Annotated in this window: 11 protein-coding genes; 2 read left to right on the forward strand and 9 right to left on the reverse strand. The window is 63.1% G+C overall.

From position 1 onward, the window contains the following. Nucleotides 1-9: 9 nt before the first annotated feature. Nucleotides 10-1050, reverse strand: a complete 1041-nt coding sequence (xylF, locus tag LB559_RS15980; protein ID WP_224674462.1) for a D-xylose ABC transporter substrate-binding protein — start codon at nucleotides 1048-1050, stop codon at nucleotides 10-12. Nucleotides 1051-1319: 269 nt separating this feature from the next. Between xylF and LB559_RS15985 the strand changes: the two genes are divergently transcribed. Then, nucleotides 1320-2567 carry an ROK family protein gene (locus LB559_RS15985; protein WP_224674463.1) on the forward strand — a complete coding sequence of 416 codons (1248 nt, stop codon included), beginning with the start codon at nucleotides 1320-1322 and terminating at the stop codon, nucleotides 2565-2567. Nucleotides 2568-2583: 16 nt separating this feature from the next. Here LB559_RS15985 and phoB read toward each other — a convergent pair whose 3' ends face one another. The 7 genes from phoB to LB559_RS16020 form a co-directional block, all read right to left on the reverse strand. Further along, on the reverse strand, nucleotides 2584-3273 hold the full coding sequence (gene phoB / locus LB559_RS15990) for a phosphate regulon transcriptional regulator PhoB (RefSeq protein WP_010911896.1): 690 nt from the start codon (nucleotides 3271-3273) through the stop codon (nucleotides 2584-2586). 16 nt (nucleotides 3274-3289) lie between these two features. Then, nucleotides 3290-3997, reverse strand: a complete 708-nt coding sequence (gene phoU, locus LB559_RS15995; RefSeq protein ID WP_013529272.1) for a phosphate signaling complex protein PhoU — start codon at nucleotides 3995-3997, stop codon at nucleotides 3290-3292. Nucleotides 3998-4023: 26 nt separating this feature from the next. Continuing rightward, nucleotides 4024-4842, reverse strand: coding sequence for a phosphate ABC transporter ATP-binding protein PstB (pstB, locus tag LB559_RS16000; protein ID WP_013529271.1), 819 nt, complete (start codon nucleotides 4840-4842; stop codon nucleotides 4024-4026). A gap of 17 nt (nucleotides 4843-4859) precedes the next feature. Beyond that, a complete protein-coding gene (gene pstA, locus LB559_RS16005; RefSeq protein WP_224674464.1) occupies nucleotides 4860-6176 on the reverse strand; it encodes a phosphate ABC transporter permease PstA in 1317 nt (438 codons plus the stop codon). Next, the gene (gene pstC / locus LB559_RS16010; protein WP_063173198.1) at nucleotides 6173-7639 is read right to left on the reverse strand and encodes a phosphate ABC transporter permease subunit PstC; all 1467 of its coding nucleotides are present in this window, start codon (nucleotides 7637-7639) and stop codon (nucleotides 6173-6175) included. The genes pstA and pstC overlap by 4 nt, the downstream gene beginning before the upstream one ends. A 96-nt stretch (nucleotides 7640-7735) precedes the next feature. After that, nucleotides 7736-8764 carry a PstS family phosphate ABC transporter substrate-binding protein gene (locus LB559_RS16015; protein ID WP_027163159.1) on the reverse strand — a complete coding sequence of 343 codons (1029 nt, stop codon included), beginning with the start codon at nucleotides 8762-8764 and terminating at the stop codon, nucleotides 7736-7738. A gap of 514 nt (nucleotides 8765-9278) precedes the next feature. Beyond that, a complete protein-coding gene (locus LB559_RS16020) occupies nucleotides 9279-13844 on the reverse strand; it encodes a PAS domain-containing protein (RefSeq protein ID WP_224674465.1) in 4566 nt (1521 codons plus the stop codon). Nucleotides 13845-14035: 191 nt separating this feature from the next. Here LB559_RS16020 and LB559_RS16025 point away from each other — a divergent pair, with 191 nt between their 5' ends. Next, nucleotides 14036-14386 carry a hypothetical protein gene (locus tag LB559_RS16025; protein ID WP_013529266.1) on the forward strand — a complete coding sequence of 117 codons (351 nt, stop codon included), beginning with the start codon at nucleotides 14036-14038 and terminating at the stop codon, nucleotides 14384-14386. Nucleotides 14387-14473: 87 nt separating this feature from the next. On the opposite strand, the gene LB559_RS16030 is transcribed toward LB559_RS16025, so the two are convergent. Next, complete coding sequence (locus tag LB559_RS16030) at nucleotides 14474-14710, reverse strand: hypothetical protein (protein WP_013529265.1); 237 nt, start codon at nucleotides 14708-14710, stop codon at nucleotides 14474-14476. Nucleotides 14711-14817: the final 107 nt, after the last annotated feature.

Below are 14817 nucleotides of genomic sequence, written 5' to 3' on the forward strand. Positions count from 1 at the left end.
TGGTCCGGATCAGTTACAGGCCGCGACGGTGCCGGCAGCGACACCCGCGCAGACTTCGTCCTTCTTGATCCAGCCAGCGTCGATGACGACGTTGAGATTGTCCTTGGTGATGGCAACCGGAGTCAGGAACAGCGACTTGACGGTGTTGCCGCCCGGCGTCGTGAAGTCCTTGGCGCCGGCGATGTCGCTCGTCTTCTTGCCGTCGGCCAGTTGCGAGGCGATCTCGGCGGCATTCTTGCCGAGCTCGCGCGCGTCCTTCCACACCGACACGGTTTGCGTGCCCAGGGCGATGCGGTTCAGCGCGGCGTGGTCGCCGTCCTGCCCCGAGACCGGCACGGTGCCGGCCAAGCCTTGAGCCGTCAGCGCCGCGACGACGCCACCGGCAGTGCCGTCATTGGCCGCGACCACCGCGTCGACCTTGTTGTCGTTGGCGGTCAGGAACTGTTCCATGTTCTTCTGGGCGTTGGCGGGCAGCCAGCCATCCGTGTAGGCTTCGCCGACATTCTTGATCTTGCCGCTGTCAAGGGCTTCCTTGAGCACTTCCATCGAGCCCGAGAACAGGAAGTCGGCATTGGGATCGGCACCGGAGCCCTTGATGAAGACGTAGTTGCCTTCCGGCTTGACCTTGAACACTTCGCGGGCCTGCATGCGGCCGACTTCCTTGTTGTCGAAGGTCAGATAGAAAACATCCTTGTTCTCGATCAACCGGTCATAGCCGACGACCGGAATGCCTTCGTCCAGGGCTTTCTGCACGGCCGGGCCGATGGCCGAAGCATCCTGCGCCAGGATGATCAGGGAATTGGCGCCCTGCGAGATCAGGCTTTCGACGTCGGTAAGCTGCTTGCCGGGATTGGACTGCGCATCGGCGGAGATGTACTTGTCGCCGGCGGCCTCGATCGCCGTCTTCATGGCGGCCTCGTCGGTCTTCCAGCGTTCCTCCTGGAAATTGGACCACGAAACGCCGACGACCTTGTCCTTCGCCTGCGCGACAGACGCGAGCGTCAGCGACATGGCGGCACCCGCCAGGATGGCGGCTGTGAATCTTTTCATATTATCCTCCCTGCGCCGCGTATGGCGCGACCAAACTGGCCCGAGGGCCGGCACAGAGGCCCTATTTTTTCGAGCCTCGAAAAAATACTGGGCCAACGCCCGAACGCTGTCAACATCGATTCTGATGGATTTTGATGTCGTTTCGAATTTTTTTCGGGTCTCGGAATAAATAAATGACACGGCGCGCGGCTTCTGCCAGTATTTGACCGCGTCACCGACAGCGTTCCAGGGCAGGAAGAACCGCGGCGACCGGGAGGATATGAAAGAGCATGTCGGTCGGAATCCGCCACGACGATTTGCGCCGCCGCAACCGCGCGATGGTGATCGCGGCGGTGCGCCGCGCCGGACAGCCGTCGCGCACCGAGATCGCCGCAACCACAAGCCTCAGCCATTCGACGATCTCGGCGATCTCATCCGACCTGATCGTCGAAGGCATCCTGACCGAAAGCAAGCCGAGCGAGGCCGGCTCGCTCAAACGCGGCCGTCCGCAGGTCGGCCTCAGCCTCAATCCGGAAGCGGCCGCGGTAATGACCGTGGTGCTGTCGCTGAACTTCCTCTCGGTCGCCGTCATCGACTATGCCGGCCAGGTAATATCCGAGGAACAGCGCCGGCTCGACACGCTGACGATGTCGCGCGACTCGCTGATCGGTGAGTGCACGGCAATCGTGCGGCGCCGCCTGGAAGATCCCGACCTGGACGTGCGCAGCATCGCTCGTATCGCGCTGGCCGTCCAGGGCATCACCGACACCCGTGCCCGCGCCATGCTGTGGTCGCCGATCACGCCGCACACCGACATCGCCTTCGCCGACATATTCGAAGAGGAGTTCGGCATCCCCGCCATTATGGAGAACGACTGCAACATGATGGCGGTGGCGCTGCGCTGGCGCGACCCCGATCGTTACCGCGACGATTTCATCGCCATCCTCCTGTCGCACGGCATCGGCATGGGGCTGGTGCTGAAGGGCGAATTGTTCACCGGCACCCATTCCTCGGGCGGCGAATTCGGCCACATGATCCATCGGCCGAACGGCGCGCTGTGTCGCTGCGGACGGCGCGGCTGCGTCGAAGCCTATGCCGGCAATTATGCCATCTGGCGCAACGCGCGGCAGATGGGCGAGGATGCAGAGCCCGTCGCCGATGTCAGCGACGCCGACATGCGCGCCCTGGCTGCTGCCGCCCGCGAAAAGGACGGGCCCGAACGGGAAGCCTATCGCAAGGCCGGCGAAGCGCTCGGCTACGGCCTCGGCAGCCTGTTTGCGCTGATCGATCCGGCGCCGGTCGCCATGGTCGGCGTCAGCGCCGCCGCCTTCGACCTGATCGAGCCGGCATTGCGGCAAGCGATTGCCCAGACCGCCGGCGGCCAGCATTCCAAGTCGATTTCCTTCGACACCGAGCCGAACGAACTGCCGCTGATCCGCGAAGGCTGCGCCATGCGGGCGCTGATCTTCGTCGATCAGGAGATTTTTGCGCCGGGCGTGCAGGCGAGATCCGGTTTCGGCGGCAAGAACGTGGCGTGAGTTCAAACGAGGGAGTTCAGTCCTCGCGAATGGCGTAACCCGCCCCACGGATGGTGCGAATGACATCGGGCATGCGGCCGTTGTTGACCGCCTTGCGCAGCCGTCCGACATGCACATCGACCGTGCGTTCGTCGATGTAGATCGTCTCGCCCCAGACATTGTCGAGCAGTTGGCTGCGCGAGAACACGCGGCCTGGATGGCGCATCATGAATTCAAGCAGGCGGAATTCCGTCGGCCCGAGCCGGATCTCGCTCTTCTTGCGATAGACACGGTGCGATTCGCGATCGAGCACGATATCGCCGACCTTGAGCACGCTGGACAGCACTTCCGGCTTGGCCCGGCGCAGCAGCGCCTTGACCCTGGCCATGAACTCCGGCGTCGAGAAAGGCTTGACCAGATAGTCGTCGGCACCGGTCGAGAGGCCGCGCACGCGGTCGCTTTCCTCGCCTCGCGCGGTCAGCATGATGATCGGCAGCCGCTCGGTCTCGGGACGCATCCTTAGCCGGCGGCAGAGTTCGATACCGGAAACCGCAGGCACCATCCAGTCGAGCACCAGAAGGTCTGGAACGTTCTCCTGCAGCCGGATTTCGGCCTCGTCGCCGCGCGTCACCACCTCGACCTGGTAACCTTCGGATTCGAGATTGTAGCGGAGCAGCACGCCTAGCGGCTCCTCATCCTCCACCACCATGATGCGTGGCGCGATCATCGGCTGGTCACCCCTGTCATGCCGCTGGCGCGGACATTGCCGTCTCGTCCTGCTTCGGACGGTTGGCTGGCAACTGCGTGCCGGTCAAAACATAATAGGCATTTTCGGCGATGTTGGTCACGTGGTCGCCGATCCGCTCGAGGTTCTTGGCGCAAAACAACAGGTGCGTGCACGCCGTGATGTTGCGCGGATCTTCCATCATGTAGGTCAGCAGTTCGCGGAACACCGATGTGTATTTGACGTCGATGCGTTCATCATTGTTTCTGAGCGTGGCAAGCGCTGCCGCGTCAGCGGCGGCATACTCGTCGACGACCCCCTGCACCTGGATCAGCACCAGCTGCGCCATCGCGTCGATCGAATGCGAAAGGTCGTGCGGCGTGACGCTCAGCCCGACAGTGCCGACGCGCTTGGCGATGTTCTTGGCAAGGTCACCGATGCGCTCGAGGTCGCCGGCCATGCGGATCGAACCGACCACCGCACGCAGATCGTTGGCCATCGGCTGGCGCTTGGCGATCAGCGTGATGGCACGATCGTCCAGCTCGCGCTGGCGTGCATCCATGATGGCGTCATCGGAAACCACCCGCTGCGCCAGCGCATTGTCCGAATTGAGCAAAGCCCTGGTCGAGCCACCGACCATCGAGCGGGCGAGATCGCCCATGTCGCGGATCAGCTGGCTGATCTGCTCCAGATCCTCATCGAAAGATGCGACGGTATGTTCACCCATGATCTTCGTCCCTCATATGCCTGAGATCAGCCGAACCGGCCGGTGATGTAGTCCTGGGTGCGTTTGTCGTCGGGGGTGGTGAACATCTTGTCGGTGGCGCCCTCCTCGACCAGATAGCCAAGATGGAACATCGCGGTGCGCTGCGACACGCGCGCTGCCTGCTGCATCGAATGGGTGACGATGACGATCGTATAGTTCTGACGCAGTTCGTCGATCAGTTCCTCGACGCGAGCGGTGGCGATCGGGTCGAGCGCCGAACACGGTTCGTCCATCAGGATCACCTCGGGTGACACGGCGATGGCGCGTGCAATGCACAGGCGCTGCTGCTGGCCACCGGAAAGACCCGTGCCAGGTTCCTGCAAACGGTCCTTGACCTCGTTCCAGATCGCCGCCTTCTTCAGGCTGGACTCGACGATCTGATCCATGTCGGCCTTGCGCTTGGCCAATCCGTGGATGCGCGGCCCATAGGCGACGTTCTCGTAGATCGACTTTGGGAACGGATTGGGTTTCTGGAACACCATGCCGACGCGCGCCCTGAGTTCGACGACATCGATGTTCTTGTCGTAGATGTCCTCTTCGTCGAGCGTTATCTTGCCGGTTACCCGTGCTGAATCGATGGTGTCGTTCATGCGATTGAGGCAGCGCAGGAAGGTGGACTTGCCGCAGCCGGAGGGGCCGATCAGCGCCGTCACCTGGTTCAGGCGGACGTCGAGATCGACGTCGAACAGCGCCTGCTTCTCGCCGTAGAACACGCCGACCTTGTCGCCGCGCATTTTGATCACTTCGTTCGACTTCATCTTGTCGCCCACTGCGTTTTCAAGGGACTGTTCGGTCATGATGTTCATACCAAAATGCCTTTTTTCTACCAGCGCCGCTCGAACCGACGCCGAAGCACGATCGCGGTGATGTTCATGGCCATGAGGAAGACGAGCAGGATGATGATGGCGCCGGACATACGCTCGACGAAGGCGCGTTCGGCCTCGTTCGCCCACATATAGATCTGCACCGGCAGCGCGGTGGCCGGATCGAAAGGCGTCGTCGGTGGATCGGCGACGAAGGCGACCATGCCGATCAACAGCAGAGGCGCGGTTTCGCCGAGCGCGCGCGCAAGACCGATGATGGTGCCGGTGAGGATGCCGGGTGCGGCAAGCGGCAGGATGTGCTGGAACACCATCTGCATCTTGGAGGCGCCAAGGCCGAGAGCTGCCGAGCGGATCGACGGCGGCACCGCGGCAAGCGCGGCGCGCGTCGCGATGATGATCGTCGGCAGCGTCATCAGCGTCAGCACCAGGCCACCGACGAAAGCGGCGGAGCGCGGCATGCCCAGGAAATTGATAAACACCGCGAGGCCGAGCAAGCCGAAGACGATTGACGGCACTGCGGCCAGATTGTTGATGTTGACCTCGATAAGGTCGGTGAAACGGTTCTTCTTGGCGAATTCCTCCAGATAGATGGAGGCGGCGACGCCGATCGGCAGCGCGAGCAGCAGCACGATCACCATCATATAAAACGAGCCGATGATCGCCACGCCCATGCCCGAGGTTTCCGGGCGGCTGGAGGCGCCGTAGGTGAACAGGCCGCTGTTGAAGTGCTCGGCCATCGCTCCCTCGGCCTTGAGCTTGTTCATCCAGGTGATCTGCTGGTCCGAGACCTTGCGTCGCGCTTCCTCGACACTGAGGTCGATCTGGCCCTTGAAAGCCGAGTCGAGATTGGCGGCGGCGAGGATGTTGACGTCGCGTGTCGTGCCGATCACCGAGGGATCGGCGGCAACGATGTCGCGCAACTGGACGCGGGCGCCTTCCGAAAGGAAGCCCTTGAGCTTCTGGATCATCGGCTTGTCATCAGGAGAGATGCCGAGCTTGGCCACCAGCGCGTTTTCGGCGAGCTTGGGATAATTCGCCTTGATCAGAACGCTCGGATCGGTTGCACGCTTGCCGGAAGGATCGATCACTTTCTCGTCGAACGAGATCGGCAGCGATACCGTCGTCTGCCAGAAGGCCGTGTAGCCTTTCGAGACGATGGTGATCAGCATGATTGCCAGGAACGCCAGGCCTACGGAAATCGCCACGACGCCATAGATGCGGAAACGGCGTTCGGCGGCGTAACGGGCCTTCAGGCCGATGTCGCGGCGCGGATGGGCCGCCGGCCTGACCATCGTATCCATGGGAATGTCGGTCATTCGTACTGCTCCCGATATTTGCGCACGATGTAGAGCGCGACGATGTTCATCACCAGCGTCAGCGTGAACAGCGTCAGCCCGAGCGCGAAGGCGACCAGCGTCTGCGGCGAATTGAACTCGAGGTCGCCGGTGAGCTGGTTGACGATCTTGACGGTGATGGTCGTCATCGCCTCGAACGGGTTGATGGTGAGGTTGGCGGCGACGCCCGCCGCCAGCACGACAATCATCGTTTCGCCGATGGCGCGCGAGGCAGTCAGCAGGATGGCGCCGACGATGCCGGGCAGTGCAGCCGGCAGGATCACCCGCTTGATCGTCTCCGAGCGGGTCGCGCCGAGGCCGAGCGACCCGTCACGCATGGCGCGCGGCACCGCGGTTATGATGTCGTCTGAGAGAGAGGAGACGACCGGGATCAGCATGACGCCCATGACCAGGCCGGCGGTGAAGATGCTCTGGCCCTGGATGAACGGCGAGCCGCCGGTCAGCGCCGCGGACAGGTCGCGCAGGAACGGCCCAAGCGTGACGACGGCGAAGATGCCGTAGACGATGGTCGGTATGCCGGCCAGCAGTTCAAGCGCCGGCTTGACCACCGAGCGCACCCTGGGCGTTGCGTATTCGGCCATGTAGACAGCCGACATCAGCCCGACCGGCACCGCAACCAGCAGCGCGACGGCGGCGATATAGAGCGTGCCGGCAAGAAGCGGGATCAGGCCGAACTGGCCCTGGCTGCCGCCCGAACCGGCAGCGGCAAAACGCGGATCCCAGACCGTGCCGAAGAAGAAACTCATCGGCGAGACGCTCTCGAAGAAGGTGATCGTCTGGAACAGCATCGAAAGCACGATGCCGACGGTGGTCAGGATGGCGATGGTGGAGGCGGCAAGCAGCCCCCACAGCATCAGCCGCTCGACATTGTTGCGCGCCCTGGCGCGCGGCTCGATCTGCCTGAGCGCATAGAAGGCGCCGGCGATCGAGGAAGCCAGAATGACAATGGCACCGAACAGGCCGAGCCGGTCCTGGACCTTGTTCGCCTCGACAGCGATCGGGATCATGTAATCCTGTGTGTCGCTCGCCAGTGCCACGCCCTTGGCGGCGAGCAGCGGCTGCAACTCGGCAAAGCTGGCAGGCATTGCGGCCAGTGTGCCAGCATCGAGTTTGCGCAGGCCCCTGGCGAGGCTCTTTACCAGGCTGACATCCAGTGCCTCGCTGGCAACCTTGCTGTCGACGGTACGCTCGGGCAAGGCAGCGTGGATGTGCCGGTCAAGATAGACCGAAGAACCGACGGCCCAGACGGCAAGCAGCAAAAGAGCAGGCAGGACGGCGAGCAGGAACGCCCACCAGCCGTGATAGTGGGCACGCGAATGCGGCTTGACCTTGCCATTGTCCTGGGCCGCGGCACGCTGCCGGCCGATGAAAAAGGCAACCAGGCCGAGGGCAACGACGATGGCCAGTACGAGCAAGGACGACATGGACCCACCCCAAGGGAAATTCTAACGCAGCCGCCATTGCGGCCTGCGGTGAAACCGGGGCGCGGATTTGACCCGCACCCCGGTTCGGCAGCTTGATTACATCGACTTTCCGGCGGCGAAAGCGTCACGCTGGGCCTGACGCTCGGCATCCGGAGCAGCAACGAGGCCGTATTCGGCGAGCGGGCTTTCCGGGCCAACCATCTGGTCGTCGAGGAAGAACTCGACATATTCCTTGAGGCCGGGAACGACGCCCAGATGCGCCTTCTTGACGTAGAAGAACAGCGGGCGCGAGACGGGATACTTGCCGCTGGCAATCGTCTCGGTCGAAGGCACGATACCTTCCACGGTGGCGACCTTCAGCTTGTCGGCATTGTTCTCATAGAAGGCGAGGCCGAACACGCCGACGCCGGTCTTGTTGGAGTCGATGCGGGCGAGCGTCTCGGTATAGTCGCCATCGATGTCGACGGCCTTGCCGTCCTTGCGGATGGCAATGCAGGTTTTGCCGATTTCCTTGTCGTCGGCAATGCCGGCGGCCTTGAGAGCAGCCTTGTCACAGCCGGCATCGAGGAGCTTGGTCTCGAACACTTCGCGCGTGCCGTGCTTTTCGCCCGGAATGTAGGCGGCGATGTCCCAGTCGGGCAGCTTCGGATTGACCTGGCTCCACTTGGTGTTCGGATTGTCGACGAGCTTGCCGTCGACGACCAGCTTGGCCGCGAGCGCCTTGTAGATGTCGGCGGGAACCAGGGCCCAGTCCGGGCCCTTGATGTCGGTGGCGAAGACGATGCCGTCATAGCCGATCCGGACTTCCTGGACTTCCTTCACGCCGGCGGCGGCGCAGGACTTGAGTTCGTCCGCCTTGATCGGACGCGACGAGTTGGCGATGTCGATCGTGTCTTCGCCGACGCCCTTGCAGAATTCCTTGATGCCGGCGCCGCTGCCGCCGGATTCGACGACCGGGGTCTTGAAGTTGGTGAACGTTTCGCCGAACTGCTCGGCAACGATCTTGGCATAAGGTAACACGGTCGATGATCCGGCGACCTGGATCTGGTCGCGCGCGGCGGCGAAGCCGGACGACGCGGCGAGCGCAAGCGCAGCGGCCGACGCCGTATAGAGGAATTTCTTCATGTGGCCTGCTCCTGTTCGGAAGATGGTCTCTCGGCGCTCGTCAGTCGGCGCCCGCTGAGGCCAATAGCCTTCGATTATAACAGTCGCATGACAGTTTGATGTCACCCCGGTAACGCGTCATCGCGAGGAGCAAAACGCCGCCTGGCCGGCACTGACCACGCAGCCCGGCTTTGTCCCCGGAATCAGAGACTTGCTCCGCTTGGGGGCCGAGATTGGCCGGCGATTTGGGGTTAGCCGGCCTTTACGAAAAAAAGCCGGACGGGAGCGCGTTGCTCTCAGCCAGACGGTGTCATGGCCGGGCCATCGCCGAAAACAGGTCCGTTGGGGTAGGTTGACGCTGTCTCATGCCGGCGGTCGCTGCTCCCGCCCGTAACTGGAAAGGGAGGAATCGAACGCCGCCATTGTCTCGACTGGATACAACCTTTGATATGGTGCGATCGCACCATAGTCTTTGGCCGCTGGCAGGGCGCGAATCTTCGCCGTATTTCCGGCACTCGGACAGGCAGGACCGGCCCTACCCGGCGTTGCGCTGAGCCTGCCGGCTGGCGCCGACCCAGCGCTCGACCTTCTCGAGCAGCGCCCGGGGACTGATCGGCTTGGGCAGATAGTCGTCCATGCCTGCCTCCAGGCAGCGCTCGCGGTCGCCCTTCAGCGCATGCGCGGTGACGCCGACGATCGGCACATGCGTGCCGGTTTCTTCCTCCAGCCGGCGAATGGCGGCGGTCGCTTCGAGACCGTTCATCTCCGGCATGGAGACATCCATCAGGATCATGCACGGGTTGAGCCGGCCGAAGGTGTCGAGCGCCTTGCGGCCATTGCCGACGATCTCGAAACCATAACCGGTCTCGCCGAGGATCTGGGTGAACACCATCTGGTTTACCTCATTGTCCTCGGCCACCAGTATGTCCAGCCTGTTGCCACCAGCCGCCACCGGTGGCCGGGGGCGAATCGAAGGCGGCTGCAGCAGCGCCCGCTGTTCGGACGGTGCCGAGGGCTGCGGCCGCGTCACATTGCTCGCAGCGACGTCGGCCGCGAGCGGCTGCGCGTCGCTGCCGCCAGTGTTGTGGCGATGCCGCTGGATGGTGGCGACCAGCGTTTCCAGCAGCACCGAAGAGCGCGCCGGTTTGATCAGCTGGGCATCGATGCCGAGATCGCGATAGCTGGTGTTGGCGAGCGACTGGTCGACCGAGGTCAGCATGATGATCGGCGTTCCGGCAAGGCCAGCGGTGTTGCGCACGATCCGCGCCATTTCGGCGCCGCTCATTTCAGGCATCTGGTAGTCGAGCACGACGCAATCGACCGGCACGCCATAGGCGGCTGCGGCGATCAGCACCTTGAGGCCTTCGGCGCCGCTTTCGGCCGCGCAGGAATCGAACGTCCATGATGTCATCTGCTCGGTCAGGATCGCCCTGTTGACGGCATTGTCGTCGACGATCAGCACGCGCGCGTCGGTCACGTCGATCGGCATGACGCGTTGCCCGTTCTGCTGTCCGGCCCTCGGCAGCGTCACCGAGAACCAGAACGTCGAACCCTTGCCTTCGGCGCTTTCGACCCCGATGTCGCCGCCCATCAGCTCGACGAGCCGCGAGGTGATGGCGAGGCCGAGGCCGGTCCCCTCGTGCCGCCGCGTCGATGAAGTGTCGACCTGGCTGAATTTCTCGAACACCAGTTTCAGTTTTTCCTCGGGGATACCGATGCCCGTATCGGTGACCGAAATGGTGAGCTTCGTTCCGGTTGGAACCCTCTCGCCGGTGACGTCGACCAGCACATGGCCCTCATCGGTGAATTTCACCGCATTGCCGAGCAGGTTGGTGACGATCTGCCTGATGCGGCCGACATCGCCGATGAACAGGCTCTCGAGCCGAGGCTCGACACGTACGATCAGCTCGAGGTCCTTCTCCTTGGCGCGCGTCGACACCAGCGTCGCCACGTCCTCGATCGCCTCGGCAAGATTGAAGGGCGCCGGATCGAGCACCAGCTGACCGGCATCGATCTTGGAGAAGTCCAGTATGTCGTTGATGATGGTGAGCAGCGCATTGCCCGACTTCACGATGATGTCGGTAAACGTCTTCTGCTTCGGGTCGAGGTCCGATTTGGCCAGCAGTTCGGCCATGCCGAGCACGCCGTTCATCGGCGTGCGTATCTCATGGCTCATATTGGCGAGGAATTCCGACTTGGCGCGGTCGGCGAGCACGGCGCGCTGACGCGCCTCGCGCAGTTCGGCCTCCCGCATCTTCAGCTCGGTGATGTCGGTGGTCGAGCCGATCAGGTAGAGCGAACCGTCGGAGGCGATCATCGCGCCCTTGCGGGCGAATTGATGCCTGACGCTGCCGTCGGCCAGCGTCACCGTCTCTTCGACCTCCTGAGTTTCGCCGGTGCGCAGCACGGCGAGGTCGCCATTGACGAAGGCCTCGCCATCCGGCCCGAAAATCTCGATGTCGGTCTTGCCGATGGCCTCTTCCTTGCTGAAGCCCGTCAGATCGCACCAACCCTTGTTGACATAGAACTGCCTGAGATCGGAGCGCTTGGCGTAGATCGATACCGGTACATTGTCGATCAGGCTGCGGAACACCTCGTTCTCGCGCATGCTTTCTTCCAGCGCACGCTCGCGTGCCTTGACGTCGGTGATGTCGGTGCTCGAACCGACCAGATGCACCGACCCGTCCAGCGCCACCAGGCGGCTCTTGCGGGTCATCAACTGCCGAACCGTGCCGTCGCGATGGGTGACGGGTTCCTCGACCTCCTTGACGACGCCCGTCACGGCGACTTGCGTGTCGTCATGGCTGTAGCCATCCGCGTCCTGCGCGCCGAACAACTGCCGGTCGGTGCGGCCGATGACATCCTCCTTGGCCAAGCCGGTGATCGCGCACCAGGCCTTGTTGACGAATTCGATGCTCAGGTCCTGCGCCTTGATGAAGGCGGCCACCGGCAACTCGTCCATCACATGCCGGAACAGGTCGATCTGGCGCATGGAATCGCGCAATGCCGCCTCGCGGCTCTTGATCTCGGAGATGTCGACGCGAACGCCGATGAAGGTGCCGTCGTCGGTCCGCATGTCGTAGACCTGATACCAGCGGCCATCGGGATTGTGACGCTCGTAGGAGGAACTGGGCAAGCGGTAGCGGGCGAGGATCGCGTCCAGCCAGCGGTCATGATCGCTGTCGTAGAGCTGGTCGATTTGCGGATCGCCGCTGCTGCGGAAATAGCCGTTCGCATGACCCAGCACGAGTGCTTCGCGGAATGTACAGCCGGGCTGCCACGCCGGCTTCAAGGCCGGCAGCGTATCCTGGATCTTGCGGTTGGCGAAAACGAACCTGTCGTCGCGATCGTAGATGATCACGGCGGCCGGCAAGGATTCCAGCACGCTGGCGAGATGCTTGCGTGCGTCCTGCGCCTCCGTCTCGCGGCGCTTCATGTCGGAAATGTCGAACAGGAAGCCGGCAACGTAGTTGCGGCCGCTGGCCATGCCGACGCGGCTCTTCCGGACGATGCGCGAGCGGCAGGCGCCGTCGACCTCGAAATTCTCTTCCACTTCGTACGGCCGCCCGGTGGCAAGGACGTCACGTTCGCTCTGCTCGAAAAGCGCGACAGCGTTCGTTGGGAGGAAATCGCCGCCGGGCTTGCCGAGCATGGCTTGCGGCGTCTGGCCAAACAGAGCGGCGAACGCCTCGTTGACGAAGACGAAACGCAGATGGTCGTCCTTGACGAAGATCGGATCCTTGACGGCGTTGATCACCGCTTCCGCCAGCCGCGCTTTCTCCAGCGCGTCGGCAAGTTCGGCCTCCCGGTCCTTCATGTCGGTGACGTCGACATAGGAGATCAGCCGCTTCCCGCCGGCCAGCGGCGCCATCGACGATATCAGCGTGCGGCCGTCATTGCGCGGGAACTGCCGTGAAGCAGCGATCCCGGCCCTGATTTCCGCCTCGCGCTCAGCGATATGCCGCTGCCATGACGCATCGTCGGCACCGAACGGATCGATGTCGCGGCTGGCGTCCATCAGATCGCGGAAGCTGCAGCCGATCTCGGCGCGCCGCGCGTCGATCTGCCAGAAATCATAGAAAGCACGGTTGATGATCTCGGCGTGCATATCGGCGTCGAGCACGAGGACACCGATCGGCATCTGGTCGACCATTGTGCGGAGACCGGCGAAGGTCTCGGCATTCCTGGCATTGGCGTTTTTGATCTCCGCATCGCGCTGCTTGATCTCGGTGACCTCATAGTAGGTCAGCAGCCGCCTGCCCCCGGACAACGCCGTCACCGAAAACATCATCGTCCTGCCGTTGGCATGGACAAATTCGCGCGGCGCGACGGATCCGGCGCGAATCTCGTCGAGGCGAGTAGCGAGGTAGCGCTGCCATTGCTGTTCGTCGATGTCGCCATAGATGCCGCTGCGGCGGTTGAGCTCCATCAACAGGCTGAACGGAGCGCCGACGGCAACAGCGCCGTCCGGAATCCTCGAGAGGTCGCGATAGGCCTTGTTGACGATCAGCGTGTCGAGCCTGGCATCGAGAAGCACGACGCCCATATGCATGGCGTCCATCGTCCGCTCGAGGTCGGCCAGATGCTGGTCGGGCTCGCCGTCACCCGATGGTTCCCGCCCCAGATTTTTGAAGGCGCCGGCCAGAGCCGTGACGTTGCGGCCGATGCCGCGATAGCCGGCAAATCTTCCTTCGTCGTCGAACTTTGGAAAGCCTGATGTCAAAACCCAGCGACAGTCAGCGCTGCCAGCCTTGAGCTCATAGACGAAATCGCGAAAAGGCCGGTGCGCCTGCAGATCCTCCAGATGCGCCGCGCCACTGCGATCGCCGTTCAGGACCTGGTTGAGGAAGTCGAAGCGGAACCGGCCAAGCACGTTTGCCGGATCGATGCCGGTGGCGGCCTGGTAATTTTGCGAAAGCCAGGAGAAGCGCAGTTCGGCGTCCGTTTCCCAGACCCAGTCCGAACCGGCTTCAACGAGTTGGCGAAGCGCATCGTTCGAATCCATGCAAGAGGCGGACGATGAGGCATCGTCGCCATGCACTGTGGATCTGCGAGGCCCGCGCTTGCCGCGCGCGCCGATTGTTTCGTCCGCTTCCGCCATGCCGTCCCCACCCCGAAAACCAAGGCCGAACCCTCCTCCGCGGTTCGTCGGCGGAATCTGCCCGAGAAGCATTAAGGATCCGCTAACCTTAACGGTCGGTTGGACAGGATTGCGCGGCGCGGTCTGCTTCATTCCGCCCGGTTGTCGGCGGGGTCGAACCCGCTATATAAGCAACGGCAGGGGTATTGCTGATGCTTGGACGGATTGTGCCTTTTTTCATGGGGCTGGCGCTGCTTTTCGGCGGCGGTTGCTCGCGCAGTTATGACGGCACGGTCGTCATCCCGAGACCGCTTGATGTCCGGCGATTCTGGGATCGGCCGCCACCGAATGTCGACTATGGGCAATCCGAGGTCGAGAACGGCGCTTTTCCTGTGGCGCCGCAGCCGGACCGGCGTTTTTCCGAGCGCAAGGTCAGCCATGCCGCACCGAGACGGCACCAGACGAGGTTGCCTGCGTCCGCTTCCCTATCGGCGCCAGCGAAACCGCTGACCTGCAGGAACGTCAGCGAGCCTGGCAAGAGAGCTCGCATGGTCTGCGATTAGATCGGAGCGGGTCCCCAAAAGCGGGACCCGGTTTTCGGATGGGATGCGATCAAGACGCGATCCGCTGATAGCTTCGGTGACCCGGCCTCACAGTGAAGCAGCGCCCTTTTTCGGCTCCTTCGCACCGAGCTTGTCGAGTGCGAGACGAACCTGACGCAGATCTTCCTGCCAGCCGTCATCGTCGTCCATCGGACCCTCCGAGGCAGCCCGCTGCAGCCCACGCGCCTCGGATTCGATCTCGCGCAGTTCGGCGATTTTCTGTTCGGTGGTCAGCGAGTCATCTTCGACGATCTCCAGCACCCGCATTTCCCGGAACGTAGCCACGGCGTTTCTCCCGGCTGATGTCGATCACAACGCCGTGAGCGCCTCTCTGTTCCAGCCGGATCAGGCAACCGCATGCAGCAGGCACGCCGCAGCCGGTGATCGCCAAT

Source organism: Mesorhizobium sp. BR1-1-3 (assembly GCF_020165455.1).
Taxonomy (GTDB): domain Bacteria; phylum Pseudomonadota; class Alphaproteobacteria; order Rhizobiales; family Rhizobiaceae; genus Mesorhizobium; species Mesorhizobium ciceri.